The sequence below is a fragment of the Saprospiraceae bacterium genome (genome assembly GCA_016717265.1).
Classification (GTDB): Bacteria; Bacteroidota; Bacteroidia; order Chitinophagales; family Saprospiraceae; genus Vicinibacter.
Genome location: JADKFX010000001.1, coordinates 3,902,564 through 3,920,530, shown reverse-complemented (window position 1 = coordinate 3,920,530; position 17,967 = coordinate 3,902,564). Strand labels below are relative to the sequence as shown.

The 17,967-nt window shown below is 33.2% G+C and carries 15 protein-coding genes; 9 read left to right on the top strand and 6 right to left on the bottom strand.

The window, feature by feature from the left end:
- The first annotated feature begins 16 nt into the window (after positions 1-16).
- Both IPO86_15375 and IPO86_15370 read left to right on the top strand, forming a co-directional pair.
- Entirely contained in the window at positions 17-1,603 is a 1,587-nt protein-coding gene (locus IPO86_15375; protein MBK9729490.1) for a T9SS type A sorting domain-containing protein, read from the top strand.
- A 263-nt stretch (positions 1,604-1,866) separates the two neighbouring features.
- Positions 1,867-2,499, top strand: a complete 633-nt coding sequence (locus IPO86_15370; protein MBK9729489.1) for a lipoprotein signal peptidase — start codon at positions 1,867-1,869, stop codon at positions 2,497-2,499.
- A 184-nt stretch (positions 2,500-2,683) separates the two neighbouring features.
- On the opposite strand, the gene IPO86_15365 is transcribed toward IPO86_15370, so the two are convergent.
- From IPO86_15365 to IPO86_15350, 4 genes are all read right to left on the bottom strand, one after another.
- A complete protein-coding gene (locus tag IPO86_15365; protein MBK9729488.1) occupies positions 2,684-3,004 on the bottom strand; it encodes a helix-turn-helix transcriptional regulator in 321 nt (106 codons plus the stop codon).
- 176 nt (positions 3,005-3,180) lie between these two features.
- Positions 3,181-3,519 carry a helix-turn-helix transcriptional regulator gene (locus IPO86_15360; protein ID MBK9729487.1) on the bottom strand — a complete coding sequence of 113 codons (339 nt, stop codon included), beginning with the start codon at positions 3,517-3,519 and terminating at the stop codon, positions 3,181-3,183.
- A 144-nt stretch (positions 3,520-3,663) separates the two neighbouring features.
- Complete coding sequence (gene tsaB, locus IPO86_15355; GenBank protein MBK9729486.1) at positions 3,664-4,356, bottom strand: tRNA (adenosine(37)-N6)-threonylcarbamoyltransferase complex dimerization subunit type 1 TsaB; 693 nt, start codon at positions 4,354-4,356, stop codon at positions 3,664-3,666.
- Positions 4,353-5,984: a S41 family peptidase gene (locus IPO86_15350; GenBank protein ID MBK9729485.1), complete on the bottom strand. Its 1,632-nt coding sequence runs from the start codon at positions 5,982-5,984 to the stop codon at positions 4,353-4,355. The genes tsaB and IPO86_15350 overlap by 4 nt, the downstream gene beginning before the upstream one ends.
- A 219-nt stretch (positions 5,985-6,203) precedes the next feature.
- Between IPO86_15350 and IPO86_15345 the strand changes: the two genes are divergently transcribed.
- The 3 genes from IPO86_15345 (at position 6,204) to IPO86_15335 (ending at position 8,444) form a co-directional block, all read left to right on the top strand.
- Entirely contained in the window at positions 6,204-7,652 is a 1,449-nt protein-coding gene (locus IPO86_15345; protein ID MBK9729484.1) for a DNRLRE domain-containing protein, read from the top strand.
- A 94-nt stretch (positions 7,653-7,746) separates the two neighbouring features.
- Positions 7,747-8,067, top strand: a complete 321-nt coding sequence (locus IPO86_15340) for a DUF1801 domain-containing protein (protein ID MBK9729483.1) — start codon at positions 7,747-7,749, stop codon at positions 8,065-8,067.
- A 20-nt stretch (positions 8,068-8,087) separates the two neighbouring features.
- A complete protein-coding gene (locus tag IPO86_15335) occupies positions 8,088-8,444 on the top strand; it encodes a YdeI/OmpD-associated family protein (protein MBK9729482.1) in 357 nt (118 codons plus the stop codon).
- A 35-nt stretch (positions 8,445-8,479) separates the two neighbouring features.
- Here the strand turns inward: IPO86_15335 and IPO86_15330 are convergent, their stop codons facing one another.
- The gene (locus IPO86_15330) at positions 8,480-10,789 is read right to left on the bottom strand and encodes a gliding motility-associated C-terminal domain-containing protein (protein ID MBK9729481.1); all 2,310 of its coding nucleotides are present in this window, start codon (positions 10,787-10,789) and stop codon (positions 8,480-8,482) included.
- 745 nt (positions 10,790-11,534) lie between these two features.
- On the opposite strand from IPO86_15330, the gene IPO86_15325 reads away from it, so the two are divergent.
- From IPO86_15325 to IPO86_15310, 4 genes are all read left to right on the top strand, one after another.
- Positions 11,535-12,494, top strand: coding sequence for an ABC transporter permease (locus tag IPO86_15325; protein MBK9729480.1), 960 nt, complete (start codon positions 11,535-11,537; stop codon positions 12,492-12,494).
- 44 nt (positions 12,495-12,538) lie between these two features.
- Positions 12,539-13,684 carry an ABC transporter permease gene (locus IPO86_15320; GenBank protein MBK9729479.1) on the top strand — a complete coding sequence of 382 codons (1,146 nt, stop codon included), beginning with the start codon at positions 12,539-12,541 and terminating at the stop codon, positions 13,682-13,684.
- 450 nt (positions 13,685-14,134) lie between these two features.
- A complete protein-coding gene (locus tag IPO86_15315; protein MBK9729478.1) occupies positions 14,135-14,410 on the top strand; it encodes an HU family DNA-binding protein in 276 nt (91 codons plus the stop codon).
- A 135-nt stretch (positions 14,411-14,545) separates the two neighbouring features.
- Positions 14,546-16,168, top strand: coding sequence for a hypothetical protein (locus tag IPO86_15310; protein ID MBK9729477.1), 1,623 nt, complete (start codon positions 14,546-14,548; stop codon positions 16,166-16,168).
- A gap of 367 nt (positions 16,169-16,535) precedes the next feature.
- Here IPO86_15310 and IPO86_15305 read toward each other — a convergent pair whose 3' ends face one another.
- Complete coding sequence (locus tag IPO86_15305; GenBank protein MBK9729476.1) at positions 16,536-17,906, bottom strand: FAD-dependent oxidoreductase; 1,371 nt, start codon at positions 17,904-17,906, stop codon at positions 16,536-16,538.
- Between the last annotated feature and the right edge of the window lie 61 nt (positions 17,907-17,967).

Sequence of the window (17,967 nt, the reverse complement as noted above, 5' to 3'; positions counted from 1 at the left end):
CCCAAAAAAATAACTTATGAAATCAACTATTTGTATAATAGTTTTTATTTGTTTTGGAATACCCGTTTTGTGTCAAACCCTTTTCAGTATTATTCCTCCAATAAAAGGTGGAGATAAAGGACAATCCATTCTTTTTGTAGCTGCAGCAGATTCTAATGGAATCGCAGTTTTAGGAAACTATCCTTATTATGAAAACGGAGATAGCAGCCAATATAAAATTCAAGCATATTTTGCTCGATTTGACTATACCGGAAAGCTATTGTTTCAAAAAAATTTGATACCAACGACTGTTTCTCCATTCATATTATACCGACTTCCATTTATCAAGAAGAATGATTCCATTTATTACCATTATATTTATTCATATCCAAAAGATTCTCTGTTATATAGTCCTGTAATATATGAGCTTAATATAAAGAATGGGGATATTATTCGTGCAAAGGAAATTCAAGTACCAAAGGATTCTGGAACAGGTATAACAATTTTTGGTGGGTTTTTAGAGCATCCTAATAGGATTTTATTGATTAATTCAATTCAAAAAGACAAAGTAAGATATGCAAAAATATTAATATTGGATTCTTTATTTAATATAAGGGATCAATTTGATTTTAATGTTTATCCATTTTATTATTTTGTTCCTAAAAAAATATTTTGCCAAATTAATGAGAATATTGAATTGGTCGGATATGTAATGAATAAAGCTACCGATACGATCTATCCCGCTTTTATAAAATTTGATTTGACGCACAAAATTCAAAAATTATTAGTAAAAAAGGAATTATTAAATTTTTCATTTGCAGGTTTTGAGCATTATGCAATTATCAAAAATCCAGATTTAACCTGGGTCATCCAGATAGATAAAAACATTGAAAAACAAAATGGTCCGATTACAGATAATGTAATAGCATATATAATGAAATTTAGCCCTGAATGGGATACCTTAATATGGTCAACTCGAATACAAGCTCCAAATCCAAATAATATGAAGCTGTTTTCACATTATTCACTTGTAAAATGTATGGATGGCAGCGGATACATTGCTTCTGGAGATGTTTCTCAAGCCCCAAGGGACTCTACTGCATATGGTATTCTGTTTAAAGTGGGCCCGAACGGAGATAGCTTATGGTATAAAAAGTATTATGCATTAGGTCCAGATCAAAGCTCCTGGAGTGTAGAAATGCACCCAATCACCCCAACCCCCTTTAACACCTATGTTGTTCCAGGTTTTGTTGGTGATCGTAAATCTCAAACAACAAAACCTTGGTTATTACATTTTGATACGGATGGTTGTATTGTACCAGGATGCAATATAACAGTAAATAATAATGAGATTTTAAAGGGAAGGATCTCAGCATTTAAATTCTATCCTAATCCAATAATAGGTAATCAATTATATTTTCTAAGCAGGATTACCAAAGTAGATAAATGCAAGTTCAAACTGCTTGATGTCAATGGGCAATCTTTTGCAAACTGTATTTTTGAAGCGAATGAAAATGCACAGTATATTTTACAAATACCAACTACGATTCCAAATGGAATGTATATTGTTGAAATCACAGGAAAGAATTTTATTCAATCAGAAAAAATCGAGATTTTAAGGTAGAGCATAGTTAATTTTAAAATGAATCAACTTTTTTGTTTTATGGATTCGGGTTTGATGTCTCGTCAAATAATTTGATTTTTATTATTATTAGTAAAGGACCTGATCATTAGTAATAATAAAATTATATTCATGTTGATAATCAGATAGTTACATTTTTATTATTTTAATTTATGAATACATAAATTAAAGTTTTCAGTTTTCAGTTTTTCATTTAGTTTTCTTTTTTTAACGATTCTATATAAATCGTATAATTTTGCCATTAAATGCAGTCTAAAAATTTATTTTCACTATCGGCAATCACCATTGTGTTGATTTTAATTATTGACCAGGCTTCAAAAATTTGGGTTAAAACCCATATGGAACAGGGTGAAGAATTCCTAATCTTTGGATTAAGTTGGGCAAGAATTCATTTTGTTGAAAATGAGGGCATGGCTTTTGGATTAAGTCTAGGGGGCTCATATGGAAAGCTGATCCTCAGTTTATTTCGCTTGGTAGCAGTTAGCTTTTTATTTTATTTACTCTATAGGATGATCAAATCGAATGAATATTTCGGCTTGATAATTTCATTCTCAATGATTTTGGCTGGAGCATTAGGAAATATTATCGATTCCCTTTTTTATGGAATCATTTTTTCAGCGTCTCCATATCATGGAGGACAAGCGGTGTTATTCCCACCCGATGGTGGTTATGCCTCTTTCCTTATGGGAAAAGTGGTTGATATGTTTTATTTTCCAATGATTAATAGCCATTTTCCAAATTGGATTCCATTCTGGGGAGGCGAGGAGTTTGAGTTTTTCAGACCCGTATTTAATGTAGCCGATTCCTCCATATTTTGTGGCATTTGCTTATTTTTTATCTTCTATAAAAAATTAAAACAACCTGCTGAAGCCAAGTGAATCCGTTAAAGCTCAGACCATTTAGAATGTTATAATGGAGTGCTTAATATGAATAATCACTTAATATAACCGCCCAATTTAAATTTCAATTTCGAATTTACAAGCCAGGTTTAACCTAGCTTCTGATAAGCTTTTACTCCGCCTTGCAAAGCAAAAGCTTATCCTAAAGCTAATGTAGACTATATTAAGCCTGTGCTTGTGTTCTACCTAAAAAGTTGTTTACAGCTTTTTCGGCTTTTTCAAGACAAGGATAATTAATGCTGCAATGCACGAATTTGCCTAATTTTTCTGTGGAAATGACACCGGTTATTCGGAGAATACTGAGGTGTTGAGAGGTAACGGATTGTTCAATTTTGAGGCTTGAGTAAATCTTATTAACATTTACGGAGCCATTCCTGTCAATAAACTCTAGAATTTTCAACCGTAGCGGATGCGCCAAAGCGCGCATGAGCTCACAGGAATAATCGAGTTGGACAGGATTAAATGTAACCTTAATCTTCTTCATCGAGAGTATCTTATTTTGATTTTCGTAGTTGACCTTAACAGAACAAAGATGAGAAGATTATTTGAATTTGCAAATAAATATTAAATATTTATTTTATTTATTAAGGTACTGTAAATCAGTTAGTAAGCTTGCAGTGTGTACTATTGCCTGATCAAGATCCATGGTTTGCTGGGATTTTACCCAGCCAAATCCTCCACCAATTTGGAGATTTGGTTTAGTCTGTCCCTATCGAGAGAATAGTAAATAAATTTACCCTGTCTCTCTGTTGCGACAACTCCCGCTCTTCTCAAAATAGCTAAATGTTGTGAGGCTACCGATTGTTCCAATCGAAGTTTAATGTAGATGTCTGTGACAGTCATCGTATCGTTCTCCTCGAGCAAGTCAATCACTCTTTGGCGAAGTTTGTGATTAACAGCACGAAGCACCAATACAGCCCTCCTTAAATCAGAGTAGTCTAATTGAACTTCTTTTGGTCCTTTCTTGAGAGTAATCGTTTCGTTCTTTTTATTCCTCATGTCACAGTTTTTAGTTGATACGCAATAACAGGATAAGAATTAGCTAAAACTGTGCCGAATTTGTTAAGATGGCTTAAATTATTTTTAGGTCCCATATATATTAAAAGTGCTTATATATATTAAGCGTGTAAACTTGCCTAAAGTTCAATGGTTTATAAGTTTTTCTTTAGCTACCGTAATATTGGGTTCTTTTAAATAAAACGGTTTTGCAAGATTTACAGAACTAAAGATTTTATGTTCATATTTCTTAAAACTCAAAGGAATCAAATGTTTTGCTGAACTCTCAACATTTGCTATCTCAACATGCCAGTTTTGGATATAGGTATTCCATTTTAGTGCTCCATTCCCTCCTATAACGCATTTGAATTCATGTAATTGCACTATTTCCCTGAGCTCATTATTTAAAATCACTGCCTGGGGCGGAATTATTTGCTCCATATTAGCATTATATATACTAAGGTACACTTCATCCCTCCGGGCATCCAACATGGATAGGTAGAATTCCCTCCCTGGATATTGACCGTGACATGCTAGTGCAAGTGCTTCTAAACCCGATATTAAGATTAATGGCTTATCCAGGGCATAGGCTATGCCTTTCGCAGTTACAAGCCCTACGCGAAGCGCTGTATAGGATCCCGGACCTTCATTCACAGAAATAGCATCCAAATCTTGAATATCAATATCTGCCTCCTTTAAACTACTTCTTATTAAGGTATTTAATACAGCCGTGTGGTCTCCATTAAAATCCTCATAAATGGAGATCAATTCATCTCCTTTAGATACTGCAACACTGCAAAACTTAGTGGCAGTTTCAATATTTAAGATAATTGGCTTCACTTTCCTTGGGTCAGGATTTTTTTATACTGATCTGGTTTACTTAGAATACTAATTGCTTCAGCTATTGTAGGATCATGCGTCATCCGTTTTTGTAAACTGCCTTCCTCATAAAAACTTCTGCTCACGATTTCTTCTTCTATAATATTGATAATCAATTCTTTATGTTTATTAATTTCAAACCACTGTTTTTGATTTAATTGTGATTTAATTCCATTCAATGATTCTTGAATCGCCTTGTCAATTTCTTTTTCACTTAGTTTTTGTAATTCTTCCAATTTGGTTTCCAACACATTATGATCATCAAAGTTATTTTTATTCAAATAACTTAAGAAATCTTCAAAACCTAAGAATTCAAAGCCTTTAGCATCTGCAGGAGCAGGATTTTTCAAACAATAATCAGTGCAGTATTTAAAAATCATATCCTGATCTATCAGTTTTTGAACAACTTCAGGGTAATTGGCATCTGGCAATTCAATATCCGGGCGTACCCCTCCGCCATCATAAACAGTCCGACCATTCCGGGTTTTAAATGCTACCCGTAAAGAATCTGGTAAATGAACGGGTTCCCCATTCTCATATTTTACACTTTGAATACAGCGGCCGGAAGGGATGTAATATTTGGCAATCGTCAATTTAACCTTGGCATTGTATCCAACATCTTTTGTATTTTGTACAAGTCCTTTTCCGTATGAAATTTGACCAATAATTACACCTCTATCAAGATCCTGGATCGTTCCACTAACAATTTCTGAAGCAGAAGCAGATTTACTATTAATCAATACCACTAATGGCATTTCTGCACTAAATGGTACATTTTGAGTCTTATATTGTTGGTCCCGTTCTTTTAGTTTGCTTCTCGTACTGGCCACTAATTGTCCTTGTGGTATAAATACATTACAAACCTCAACAGCCTCCCCTAAGAGGCCTCCTCCATTATCCCTTAAATCCAGGATTACAGATTTTAAGGTGGAGTGATCAGCTTTCAATTTTTTCACAGCATCCCGGATGTTTTTACCTGCATTTTCTGTGAAAGTGCTTAAAACAACATAACCAATTTCATCATTTACCATAGCGGAATAGGGTACATTTGGGATATTCACCTCATCTCGGATAAGTTTTAAATTGAGTTTTTCTTTAATACCTGGCCTCATTACGGTAAATTCTACTTCACTTTTAGGCATTCCTCTAACAATTTGAAAAAGGTCTTCGCTTTCCTTCCCTTTACCATCCAGACCATTTATAGCAATCACCTGGTCGCCTACCTTTATACCGGCCTTAAACGCCGGGTAGTCTTTGTAAACCTCTGTAATCGTTACATAATCACCTATTTTTTTAGCACGCACTCCAATTCCATTATACTTTCCTTCAATTGCTATTCTGTAGTTTTCAATTTGAACTTCTGTAATATAATTTGTAAAAGGATCTAATTGATGTAGCATGGCATCTATCCCGGTTTTCATAAGGGTTGCAGGATTGGTCTCATCTACATAATTTGCATTGATTTCTTTATAGACATTGACAAAGATTTCTATGTTCTTTGCGATTTCAAAATTTTTATTGAATGAAATTGCAGCTCCAAAAAGTATAAAACTGCTTAAAACTAAGTATAAAATGACTTTACTTGACATGGTTTAAGTTATAAGTATCCAAACAAAGGTATCAAAGTTCTGTTCAGGCTAAAAATTTACACGATTCAAGTTGTATCAAGTCAAATCTTTATTTTTTATGTATTTCAAGCACTGAAAACCCTTAATTTTCAGGTGATAAAACGTAAATTATTGGAAACGAATTGCTGATTTTAATAGAATTAGATCTAATTTTGTTAATAAAGTATTAAATATCGGATTATGAAATTTTACACTTGGTTTTTTTGTTTGGGTAGTTTGCTGGCAGGTTTCTCTTTGAGAGCACAAGTGCTTGTATTACAACCGGGGCCAGGCGAAGGTCAGGATGCATTCTTATTCGAACTAGAGCCTTTTACAAATTTTGGGGATCATCCAGATTTTATCTCGTTCTATTGGACCTTTTTTGGGCAGGAAGGGGCCGGGATTTCCTTATTAAAGTTTGATTTGACGAAGCTATCCGCTCAAGACAAAATTAAAAGAGCTTATCTATCTCTATACCATAATGCAAGCTCCACAAATCAGGGACAGGCAGGTCTTAATGCATGTTATCTTAAAAAAGTGATTTCCCCCTGGACTGAAAATACAGTAAATTGGAATTCTAAGCCTAAAAGCACTTTTAGTGGTGCGATTTATTTGCCACAAAGTAGTTCGCCCAACCAGGATTATACTGAAATTGAAATTACAGATTTTGTAAAAGAATGGCAAAACAATCCTTCTGAAAATTTTGGAATGCTTTTGGATCTTGAAAATTTAAGCTTGTTAAGTAGTATGAAATTTTGTTCAAGCGATTGTGATGAAGCAGATAGGCGCCCCAAATTAGTCATAGAAACCATACCATTAAGGGATACGTGTTTGATTTTACAACCAGATGCAATTCATGGGCAAGATGCTTTTATTTTTTCTATAGAACCTTCAACAAATTATGGGGATTATCCTGATTTGATTTCCTTTTCCTGGACATTTTTTGGAATCGAAGGCCAAGGAAATTCTTTATTAAAATTCGATTTATCTCAAATTCCACAAAATTTGGAAATTGAGCATGCATCCATGTCCCTTTTTTATAATTCGCTTTCTACTAATCAAGGTCAATCCGGAAATAATGCATGTTATCTTCGGAAAATCATTTCGAATTGGGATGAAAATTCAGTTACCTGGAATACAGCCCCCAATTCAACGGCGACGGGAGCACAATATTTAAAAACAAGTAATTCCATGATTCAGGATTATCCAAATATTGATATTACGGATTTTGTTAAGGAATGGTATAAAAATCCTTCTTCCAATTATGGAATGATACTTAGCTTAGAAGATAAATCATTGTTCAACAGTATGAAACTATGTTCAAGTGATTATCCAGATCCTATTAAGCGGCCTATATTAGAAGTTTGTTTTAAAAAAATAACGGCTAACAAAGAAGTTTTAACACAAGATTCTAAAATATCAATATACCCTTCTTTTATTGGCAATCAAATTATTGTTGAACTTGGAGAAACGGTTGCAGACTTAAAAGTAAATATAGTAAATGAACAAGGGAAGACAGTTTATATAGAGAGATTTTGCAATCAGCATCAAGTTTCAATCGATTCACATCTTTTTTTAAAAGGAATTTATTTTATAAAAGTCGTAACGACAGAAAATACCCAGATTTCGAGAATAATTAAAATGTTTTAGTCTATGTACAAATTGAGAATTTAATACCATAGTTTGGAATAGTATTTTTTAAGATGTCCAGATTCTATTATCCTTTTTTTTATAAATTAAACGCATGAATTCCTTCACCCATCGCATCGATACCTATATTTCCAAATCTGAAAATTTTCAAAACCAATATTGGAATATAAGACAACTTATTCATGAGCAGTGTCCGCATTGCAATGAAACGATCAAATGGGGATTTCCTCATTTTGAATACAGGGGAGAAATTCTGTGCAGCATGGCTGCATTTAAGCAGCATTGTGCTTTTGGATTCTGGAAAGAAGAATTAATGGTCAAATCACAAAATCTAATGACAGATAATGGGAAAACCGCTATGGGTGATTTCGGTAAAATTAAAACCTTACTGGATTTACTCACTAAAATCTATTAATTGCTTGTATCAAAGAGGCTATGGAATTGAATGAACAAGGCGTAAAAATTCCTAAAGTAGTAAAGCAAATTTTAGATCATAAAATTCAAGTAACAGATGATTTTATTGGAGCCCTTGAGCAAAATCCGATTGCAAAAAGTGCATTTGATAAATTTTCAAACTCGCATAAGAGAGAATACATTCAATATATTACCGAAGCAAAAAGAGAAGAAACGCGTCGCAATAGATTGCTAAAGAGCATAGAAATGCTGGAAATGGGTAAATATAAAATGACAAATAGGAACATTAACTCCATGACAAGGCATACTAGAAATGGATTCATGGGTGAATCAGTTTTGCAAAAGATATGCTGCCAGATTCCTTTTGAATATTTCTAATTTCTGATTTATGATTGGCTAAGTATTTGAAAAAATTAGCGTAACAAATTGCACTCCCCGGCTTTCTTTCGCTTTACGTAGCGCCCAAATTCATCGTATCCTTCATACAATATCACATATACATAAACACCTGGCATCATGGTGTGTTCGTTAAACCTTCCATTCCATCCAACCTCAGGTTGATTTGATATAAATAATAAATTACCCCAACGATCAAATATTTCTAATTTATAAGCAGTATAATATTTAAGGACTGGAAAGAAAAAATCATTAATTTGATCGCCATTTGGAGAAAATACATTTGGAACATAAATACTTACCGGACATTTTTCTGATATATAAATAGAATCTTCTCCAATACAACCAAAATCGTTTTCAACAAATAAGTGATATCGTCCTTCTTTTGTTACCAGATAGGAAGCCCCTGTAAATCCATCTTGCCATAAATAATTATAAAAACTGCCCGGATTTAAATTAAGAAATGCCTTGTCTCCACAAAAAAAAGTATCAGTTCCTAATTCTGGATTAGGATTCTTGATCACTTCTATTTCTATAGAATCTGGATAAGAGTCACAGCCTAAAATAGTACTTACAACGGTATATATTCCTTGATCTTCCAATTGAAGATTTTGAAGTCTTGGATTTTGTTCCAGCGATTTAAAATTATTTGGACCAGTCCAAACAAAACTAGCCCCGGCTTTATCGCTTGCAAATAGAAATGCATTTTTTCCTACACATAGTATGGTATCTCCACTCGATTTTAAATCCCGCCGCAATGTAATTTCAATAATTTTTGTTATTGAATCCACAGTGTTTAAACATAAATTGGTAATTTTTAATTTTACCTGAAACTTTCCTAATTGATCATAAATTTGATTCACTTCATGAAAGGTGGAGTTGTTACCGTTTCCAAAATCCCAAGCTACAGTGTATTTATTTTCAGGTAATCCTGATTTAAAAAAGATCGTATCATGAAGACATCCACCATCAGGAATTGGACGGTTGTTGATTTTTGTAAAATTAGCACCACCACCATAAGCATAGGATTCAGCATAACCATAACCATAGGCGATTGCAATCACACCGCAGCCTCCTCCAATAAGTGTATGTGGCCCATCCTGAATATCAATTTGAGCATACGCAAATTCATCATTTGGGCCAAGGGTCTGGAATTTTGCATTGAAACTATTCAAAGGCCTGCCATCTAATTGAAATAAAGATGTATCCTGTGCTTTCAATACAATATTGATATAATTCTCAGTGATTTTTTCAAATGGAGAATTATAAAGTGTTACCGTATCGCGATATTGTTCAAGGCTATTCAACAAAACCATGGCAGGATCACCTATACTATTATGTCCATTGCATTCTCCACCCACAAGATATTGCGCGACTAATATAGGTTCTGAAGCTTTTATATATGTTGCATATGCATTAATCCGAAGTTCACGCCAATTTCCTTGCTGTAAAGTAAAGCTTTGTTCAAGAACATTCCCTTTGGAATAAATTTCAATTTGGGTATTGTTATTTGCAGCTAGAATTCTAAAAATATCATTGGAAGTATTTTTTGTCGGAACGGTGATAAATGCTTTTCCCCAACTATCAATGGGTGGCATTTGTTCTAGTAAATTATCTCGATTTCCACATCCATTTGGAACTTGAACCCAACGGTTTCCACTAAAAACTGCAAATTTTTTAGATCCATTCAAGAAACTACCAGTTAGATCCTCACTTGAAAGCCTTCCCTGAACTTGATAAGTCTGACCTTTATTTAAGATAATTTTCCTGGAAGTACCCCGGCTTAAACCTCCTTTTGTAGCTGCTGATGCTAAAATTTCAATTTCAGTATTATCCTCAACACCAACGATTGCAAACTCCGATGGATAATGATCATCCCTGTTTTCATAGGGCGTATAACTCATGATATAATAACTATTACCTAAGGAAGGCACGGGAAGCACCAGACTGGCATCAGATCTCAGCTCATTATATTGATGCATATAAACGGAGGCTGGTAAATTGGTGTTTACCCTGACTGCGGTTTCTTCAATTACTTCGCTACTTAGTATTTCAGCCTCTATTGGAATGGAAATTATTTGGACGGTATTCGCTGCAACATTAAATGTTTGAATCCAACCTATAGAAGCCATTTCTATTTGACCTGTAATATTGTATTTGGAAGTAATCATGCAAACTCTTTTATTTCCTTGATCCCGGTGTTGCATAAAGGTGAACCAAAATTCAGTTCCCTCATTAGATTGAGCACATATGGATAGGTTTCCAACAAATAAAATTAAAATAATGATTCTTACTATGGATTCCTTATGTAAGTTCCTGACTGGCATGTTTTGTTAAACTACTATTATGTATACGCTTTTTTTAAAGAAATGTTTGCATTTGTTGATTTTATTGCTGGTTTCAAGATTCTCCTGTCAATGATAAGCAAAATAGATTGATTAAAATGTTCCAATCATTAAAATATGTTAAGGTAGTCCTCAAATTTCCAGGAATTTATTAAAACGATTCATATCCAAAGATCTAAAGTTTAAACGACAAAGATGTTAAAGCTTATAAATTTAAATAAAGTTCTAATAATTATAAAATGAAATTACGAAATGAGCTCAAAATAGTATTTTTAGATAGCTGATTTTTTTAATCAAAGTTCCATTAGATTAACCAATGAAATGAGATAAAGGCATTGCAAAAAAAATATGGAATTTGGGTAGCAAGTATTCCATAATTATTGCAAAATTTTAGAATCAATGTACTATTGAAATATTTTAGTATAAAATTTAATATTGAAATTAAGCTTTATAAAAGGATCTATTCAAAAGAACTTTAGCTGGTTGCTTTTTAGAATATAGTATCATATTTTAAAATATGAATTTCTCTGATTTATGCTTTGCATTTTATAGTAATTGGTGTTATAGCTTGTTTTCAGATTCTAAAGGATTGGTATACTACTTATAAATATTTTTTAAATATTCTGATTATCTGAATAACTTTACCCTTAGCATGGTTTATTTTATTGCAAAACGACTTTTAAGTGGATTCTTCATGTTGCTGGTGATTTTTTTTATTAGCATTTGGATGATTCGCTTAATACCGGGTTCTTATGAAGACCTGATCATGGCAGATGAAAAACAAAGTCTTGAGTACAATAAGTCTTCCCAAAACACCTTGCCATTATTTTATTTTAGTATGCTTCCTGAACAAGAAATCATTTTTAATGGTTTAAATGTGTTTCCTCATTTTATTTGGAATGGCTTGCAATGTAGTTTTCATCAAAAATTGAAACAATATGTTTCAATGGATTTTGGAAATTCTTTAATTGATCAAGTTCCAGTGAAAACAAAAATAAGCAAAGCATTTCCCTGGTCTCTTGCACTTCAGATTCCCGCTTTATTTATAGTGATTATTCTAAGCTTTTGGGTCGCTTATAGAAGTGTTCGATTTCCAAATTCCAAATGGATGCAAAGTATTGGATTAATTCTTGTATGGCTGCATTCGGTTCCTGGTTTTTGGTTGGCCACCTTGTTGCTACTATTATTTGCAAATCCGGATGCGCTCCATCTGTTTCCAGCAGGTATGCAGGGTGTGGCATCCAAGAATCCTTTTGAAATTTGGATCTATTTCCCGAATTATTACATCCTACCATTATGTTGTCTTGTCATTCCCAGTTTGGCATATTTAACGCGATTCATTAAAAATGGATTGGAAGAGAGCATTCAAAAACCCTATTGGACTCGAGCCTTAAGTAGTGGCTTATCCTGGAAGCAAGCATTGCGTAAAGAAGCCTTGCCCAATGCACTGATTCCTTTGATTGTGTGGGTTTCTGGAATTTTTCCAGCGCTCATTTCCGGGGCATTAATTATTGAGCAAATTTTTAGTATACCTGGATTGGGAAGATTAATGTTCCAATCCATTTCAAGTAGAGATTGGCCAGTTGTTGAATTTTTATTTTTGTTAGGTGCTATGATGACGATTTTGGGATTTTTGATTTCCGATTTTTTATTGCGCTATTTTGATCCAAGAATACAAAATCAATGATCGTTAGTTTTTATAAAAAATGCTGGAGAAAGTACCGCTTGCTGATGCTTTCAATTCATCTTATAGCCGCTGTATTCTGCTTCTCCGATTTTATTTTTGGATCTAAACCTTTGTTGTGTAAATATCAAAATGCATGGTATTTTATGGTAATCCAGGGGGATGCTCCTCATGGAAGTCAATTTATGGCAGACTTAAGTACCCTTGCAGAGTGGGACTATAGAAAACTTAAATACGATTTTTCTATTTGGCCATGGATCTATTTGGATGCTAAGGAAATGAATTCTGAAGCTGCATGGTTGCCTCCATTTTCTTCAAATGAAAAGCAATTTAAATATATTTTAGGCTCCTATGATTTGGGCCGAGATGTATTTGCAGCTTGTTTGTATGGTCTTAAAAAGAGTTTAAGTTTGTCTATTCTTGTCATTCTATTTTCATTTTTGCCAGGCTTGCTTATTGGATCTTTATTTGTTTTTCATTCTCAACGATATCATAAAATTTCAATTTATTCTTGGTCCCTTTTGTTTATTGCAGGAGTCGTTTTAATCTATGGGCTTGGTTTATTTGCAGAGTGGCGATTTGTAAATATTGAAATGTTGTTATATTTTATTTTGTGTATAGTAATTTTAATGATAACTGCCTATTTATTAAGAAATCGGAATCCTCAGATTGCTTTCAATTTTGATGGACTTAGTTTAAGATATATAGAAATCATGAAATCCATTCCTGTCCTCTTGATTTTATTATTACTCTTGCAAATTTTTAAGAATCCAGGTACCTACACTTTGGCAGGAATTATCTCCTTGATTTATATACCTAATATTGCAAAATATGCCAGAAGCTTTACAATGAATATTTTGCAGGAGCATTATATTACTTCAGCTTTTGTTATTGGACAATCTGGTTGGAAGATATTTGCCAAGCATATTTTGCCAAAATTAGTGCTTGATTTATTACCTGTGTTTGCTTTTGGGATTGCAAATATTATTTTATTAGAAGCCGCATTATCTTTTTTAGGCTTAGGTTTACCAATAGATCAAATTAGCCTGGGCACCCTAATGCATACCGCACGATTAAATCCATCAGCGTGGTGGGTTGTGATTTTTCCTGGGGTATTGGTTTTCTGGTTAGTTTACACATTTAATTCATTGGCTCAATTGGGTAAACAGGAAACACTCATTAGAGATTTATAATCAAAAGGAAATTAAAAGTTTTAAAAATTGATTTTCCAGATTGGTAATTTACAATGGACCTTATTTGTTACTCATTTTTTTAGTTGTTTTTTTGTCAAATAAGCCGGATTTTGGTTTGGAATTCGGCATTCCTTTCTTATTCACTTTTACCTGTGCATCTTCGCCTGGACAACCAACTCCCCGGTTACAAGAGAATGAAAAACAGCAAAAACTAAAGCAGAACAGCCAAAGAATCAAATTATTTTTTCTTTTTAAAGAGTCCATTTTATAGGTAATTGACGGTTATTTTAATTCAGAGATGCTTATTTTACAGGCATTTAGGTAATAATTTAGCCTGAAAAGCCGATCCTTTAAGCCTTTGAAGCATAAGTATTTTTTATATATGTCTTGTATAAACAAAATATCTAATATATATTTGTGGCGTAAAATTAACCATTTAAACTTAAAAACATGAATAAAGCTGATTTGATCAGTGCGATCGCCAAAGAAGCAGAAGTAACTAAAGTTCAAGCTGCTACTGCCTTAGATACAGTTCTTACTGCTATCGAGAAAAGCCTTAAAAAAGGAGAAAGTGTAATCCTTGTTGGTTTCGGTACCTTTTCAACTGCTGAACGTAAAGCAAGAACTGGAAGAAACCCAGCAACTGGTAAGCCAATTAAAATTGCGAAAAGAAGAGTTGCTAAATTTAAAGCTGGAAAAGGACTTTCCGATGCTGTTAGAAAGTAATCTTCTTTAAAAAGATCTAAAAAACCCGGGAATTTTTTTTTCTGGGTTTTTTTTTGCTAATACCTTGCAAAAATCGTCCTACTTCAAGTTCTTCTAGAGTAGTCGGCTGATGAAATCCTATATATTTGCAATATAATGCACTCGTTTTCTAAATTATTCAAACAACTACAACTTGTTTATACCAAGTATGATGAACAAAGTCACTCTGAAAAATCAATATTATTACATGGCTTAAAACAACAAAAGCTCCCATTAAATCAGCTACTCCCGGATTATGCAAATACACTTCTATTTATAATCGCGCATCCTCCGGATTCTCAAATATTTAAATTGGCTCAGGCAGAGCTCCTGAGGCTTTCTGGTTTTCTGAAAAAATTAAAATCTGAGCATAAAGAAAAATGGTCAAATTCCGGACTTCCTTTTACGATCATGCGTTCTAACTTTTCTCATGATCTCATTAAATGGATGCTAGAAATGAAGATTCCTATAGATCTATATGATTTTAAGGATGAAGGTCTTGAATTTAAAGAATGCCTTAAGTTTGTTTTACCAGATCTTGAAAAGGAAATTTGCAGTATTGCAGATTCTAATTTAGAAATGTTGAATTACCTAAATGTAAAAAGACCAAAATATTTAAATTTTCTCGTAACTATTTTTAATCGATTGGAATCTCAGGTTTTGTTAAAAGATTATTTATTTGATAAATTAAACTTGCAATTTGAAATAAAACTTAAAGAACAATCTCATTCAAAATTGTTTAATAAAATTCCGGTGTCTTCGATTTTTTATCACCGATCCATATTGAAAAAGTTTGATCATTTGGAATTGTTAAATAGAGTATTGCCTGAATCGTCAGCGGTGAATGCGGATCTTCAGGAATGTATTCAAGTTGTTTCAAAATTAAAATTAATGCTCTTACAACGGGAAACAGAACCTGTTTCCTATATGGACGCTAAGAGCATTCGGTATTATCAATTGGAAAATGGAATTTCAATTGCTTTATTTACGATGATCCCATGTAGACAATTACCGATAGAATCTTATGTTGGTTATACTTTATTTAAAAATGGATATCCGGCAGCATATGGAGGTGCCTGGCTTTTAGGAAAACGTGCATTATTTGGTATTAATATTTTTGAATGGTTCAGAGGTGGGGAATCTGGTTTTATTTTGTGTCAGTTGTTACGCACATATCGTCAAATTTTTAGTATTGATTATTTCGAAATAGAACCTTATCAATATGGTTTAGGCAATCCGGAAGGAATTGAATCCGGTGCATTTTGGTTTTATTATCGATTTGGTTTTCGCCCTGTGGATAAAACTTTAAATCTATTAGCAAAAAAAGAAAATGATAAAATTGCGAAAAACAAAGCGTATAAAAGCAGTTCTCGAGTCCTCGAGAAGTTTACACAAAGTAATTTATCTTTGAATTTGGATAGAACGGTTCCATTCGCCATGTGGCAATTAAGAGACAGCGTTTCAAACATGATTCATAAATTGTATTCTGACAATCGATTATTGGCTGAACAAGAATGCTTAAATAATTTTGTGTTGAAATCTGGTTTCAATAAAGGAATCACAAGTGACCAAAAACAAGTACTAATTGACCTGGTTTTAATTTGTAAGGCATTTAAACTTGAACAGGAAGAGCATTATCAAAAGTTGATTCCTTTGATTTTAAATAAGCCGGTTGATGTTTATAAATATCAAAAAGACTTATTATCGTTTCTTGGATTGCCAGGTTTCAAAACTAATTAAATTCAGATTTACAAAATGAATCCAAAAGTATTCCATTTTGTTTATTATAGAACATACAAAACTTAAATCCTGTTTTGCAAAGTGAACCTGAAATATAAAGGCATATCAATAACGATGAAATTGTAAACACTAGCTTGTTCTCGAACCTCATTCCATGGGTTTGGGTTTCAGATCAACATGAATAGTGTACTCATACCATTTTGACTTAGTATTGTCTTCTTATAAAAAAACAATGGTTCGGAAAATTAACTTGATCTTATATTTTAAAAGCGTGCAATGAACAAATTTTTCTATAAAATGAGTTATTATTGTGTATAAGTTGCAGTAAAAAACAATTTAGGATAATAGATTTAAATCTATAATGCATTTAATTCAATAAAGTTTCTGCAGCTTCTTCACCACTGTTAATTGCACCTTCCATAAATCCTTGCCAATCTGCTAAATGTTCACCTGCAAAATGAGTATGCATAAAAGATTGTTTTAAAATAGGCATGGTGCCAAACCATTGGCCTTTCCCATAAAATGCATATGCACCTTTAGAATAGGCATCCACACCCCAATAGTAAACTAAACTTTCTTTCAAGTATTTTTTAACATCGCCAAAAGCAGGTTTTAGCGCTTCTAGAATAATTTGATCCCGTTGTGCTTGATTGACAGAGGCTAGAACATCCGCTTTTTCTCCAATTGCATATGAAACTAAAACACCTTCTTTTCCTGGCTGATCTTTTGTGGCATGATAAAAATAGTGTGCTGGTGTGTCTGTAATCATATCAAAGTTTTCAGTTTGCCAGAATCGTTCAGAAAATACCATTGGGAATTTACCAATTCTTGCATATTGTAAAGAATTCATCGCATCCAGTTGGATCGCAGGTAAAGTAGGCAACCATTTTATTTTTTGTAATGCGATCGTGGGTGCTGTACATATTAATTTGTCTGCTTTAAATGGAGCGCCGTTTTCACATAAAATTTGTACTCCAACTTTTGGATCCTGTGTGATTTGTAAAACTTTATGATTTATGAATATGGATTCGCGACCTATGGCATCTGCAAATTTTTCAGCCAACAAATGATTGCCTCCTTTTATTTTTAAATCCATTTCATTTTTCTCACTGCTTTCTGCATACTCAGCAAATGCAGCATAAGCAGAAGTATGTCGGATACTTTCTCCAAAATCCGTGCTATCCATTAATTCCCGCAACATCAAATCCCGATCTGTAAATCCTTTATTTGATAAATATCTCCACCAATCTTGTTTGTCAAGTTTTTTCTTTTGTACTGGATTTAAATTTGCCCAAAGTGCAGTTTTATCTTTCCAAAATTTTTCAAACTCTGGACTTAAATTCCAGGTATTTGCTGTTTGGTAAGCTCCTTGATATGTAAGATGTGTTTCTAGTTGATTATTAAATAAGTCAAGGTTAAAATCTTTGCAAAGATCTATTATCCGTTGATGAGAATTTCCAACCCATTCAGCACCAAGTTCAATAGTTGTCTCGGTTGCAGATTTTGGTTTAAAAGAAAACACACGCCCTCCAATCCGATTCCTAGCTTCCAGAATCGTTACTTTAAGACCTTTTTTCTTTAAAGCATGAGCTGCTGCTAAACCAGAAAATCCAGCGCCTATTATCAAAACAGATTTAGGCTTTTTCCCTTTTTGTATAGGGTTTGTAATAAATGATGGGACAGCTATGGCCAAACCGCCTAATAAGCTGGATTTTTTCAAAAACGATCGACGATTCATTTGTTTAATTATTTTTGTAAATATAATGGCTTGTTTGGAATTTTAAAAAATATTCATACTG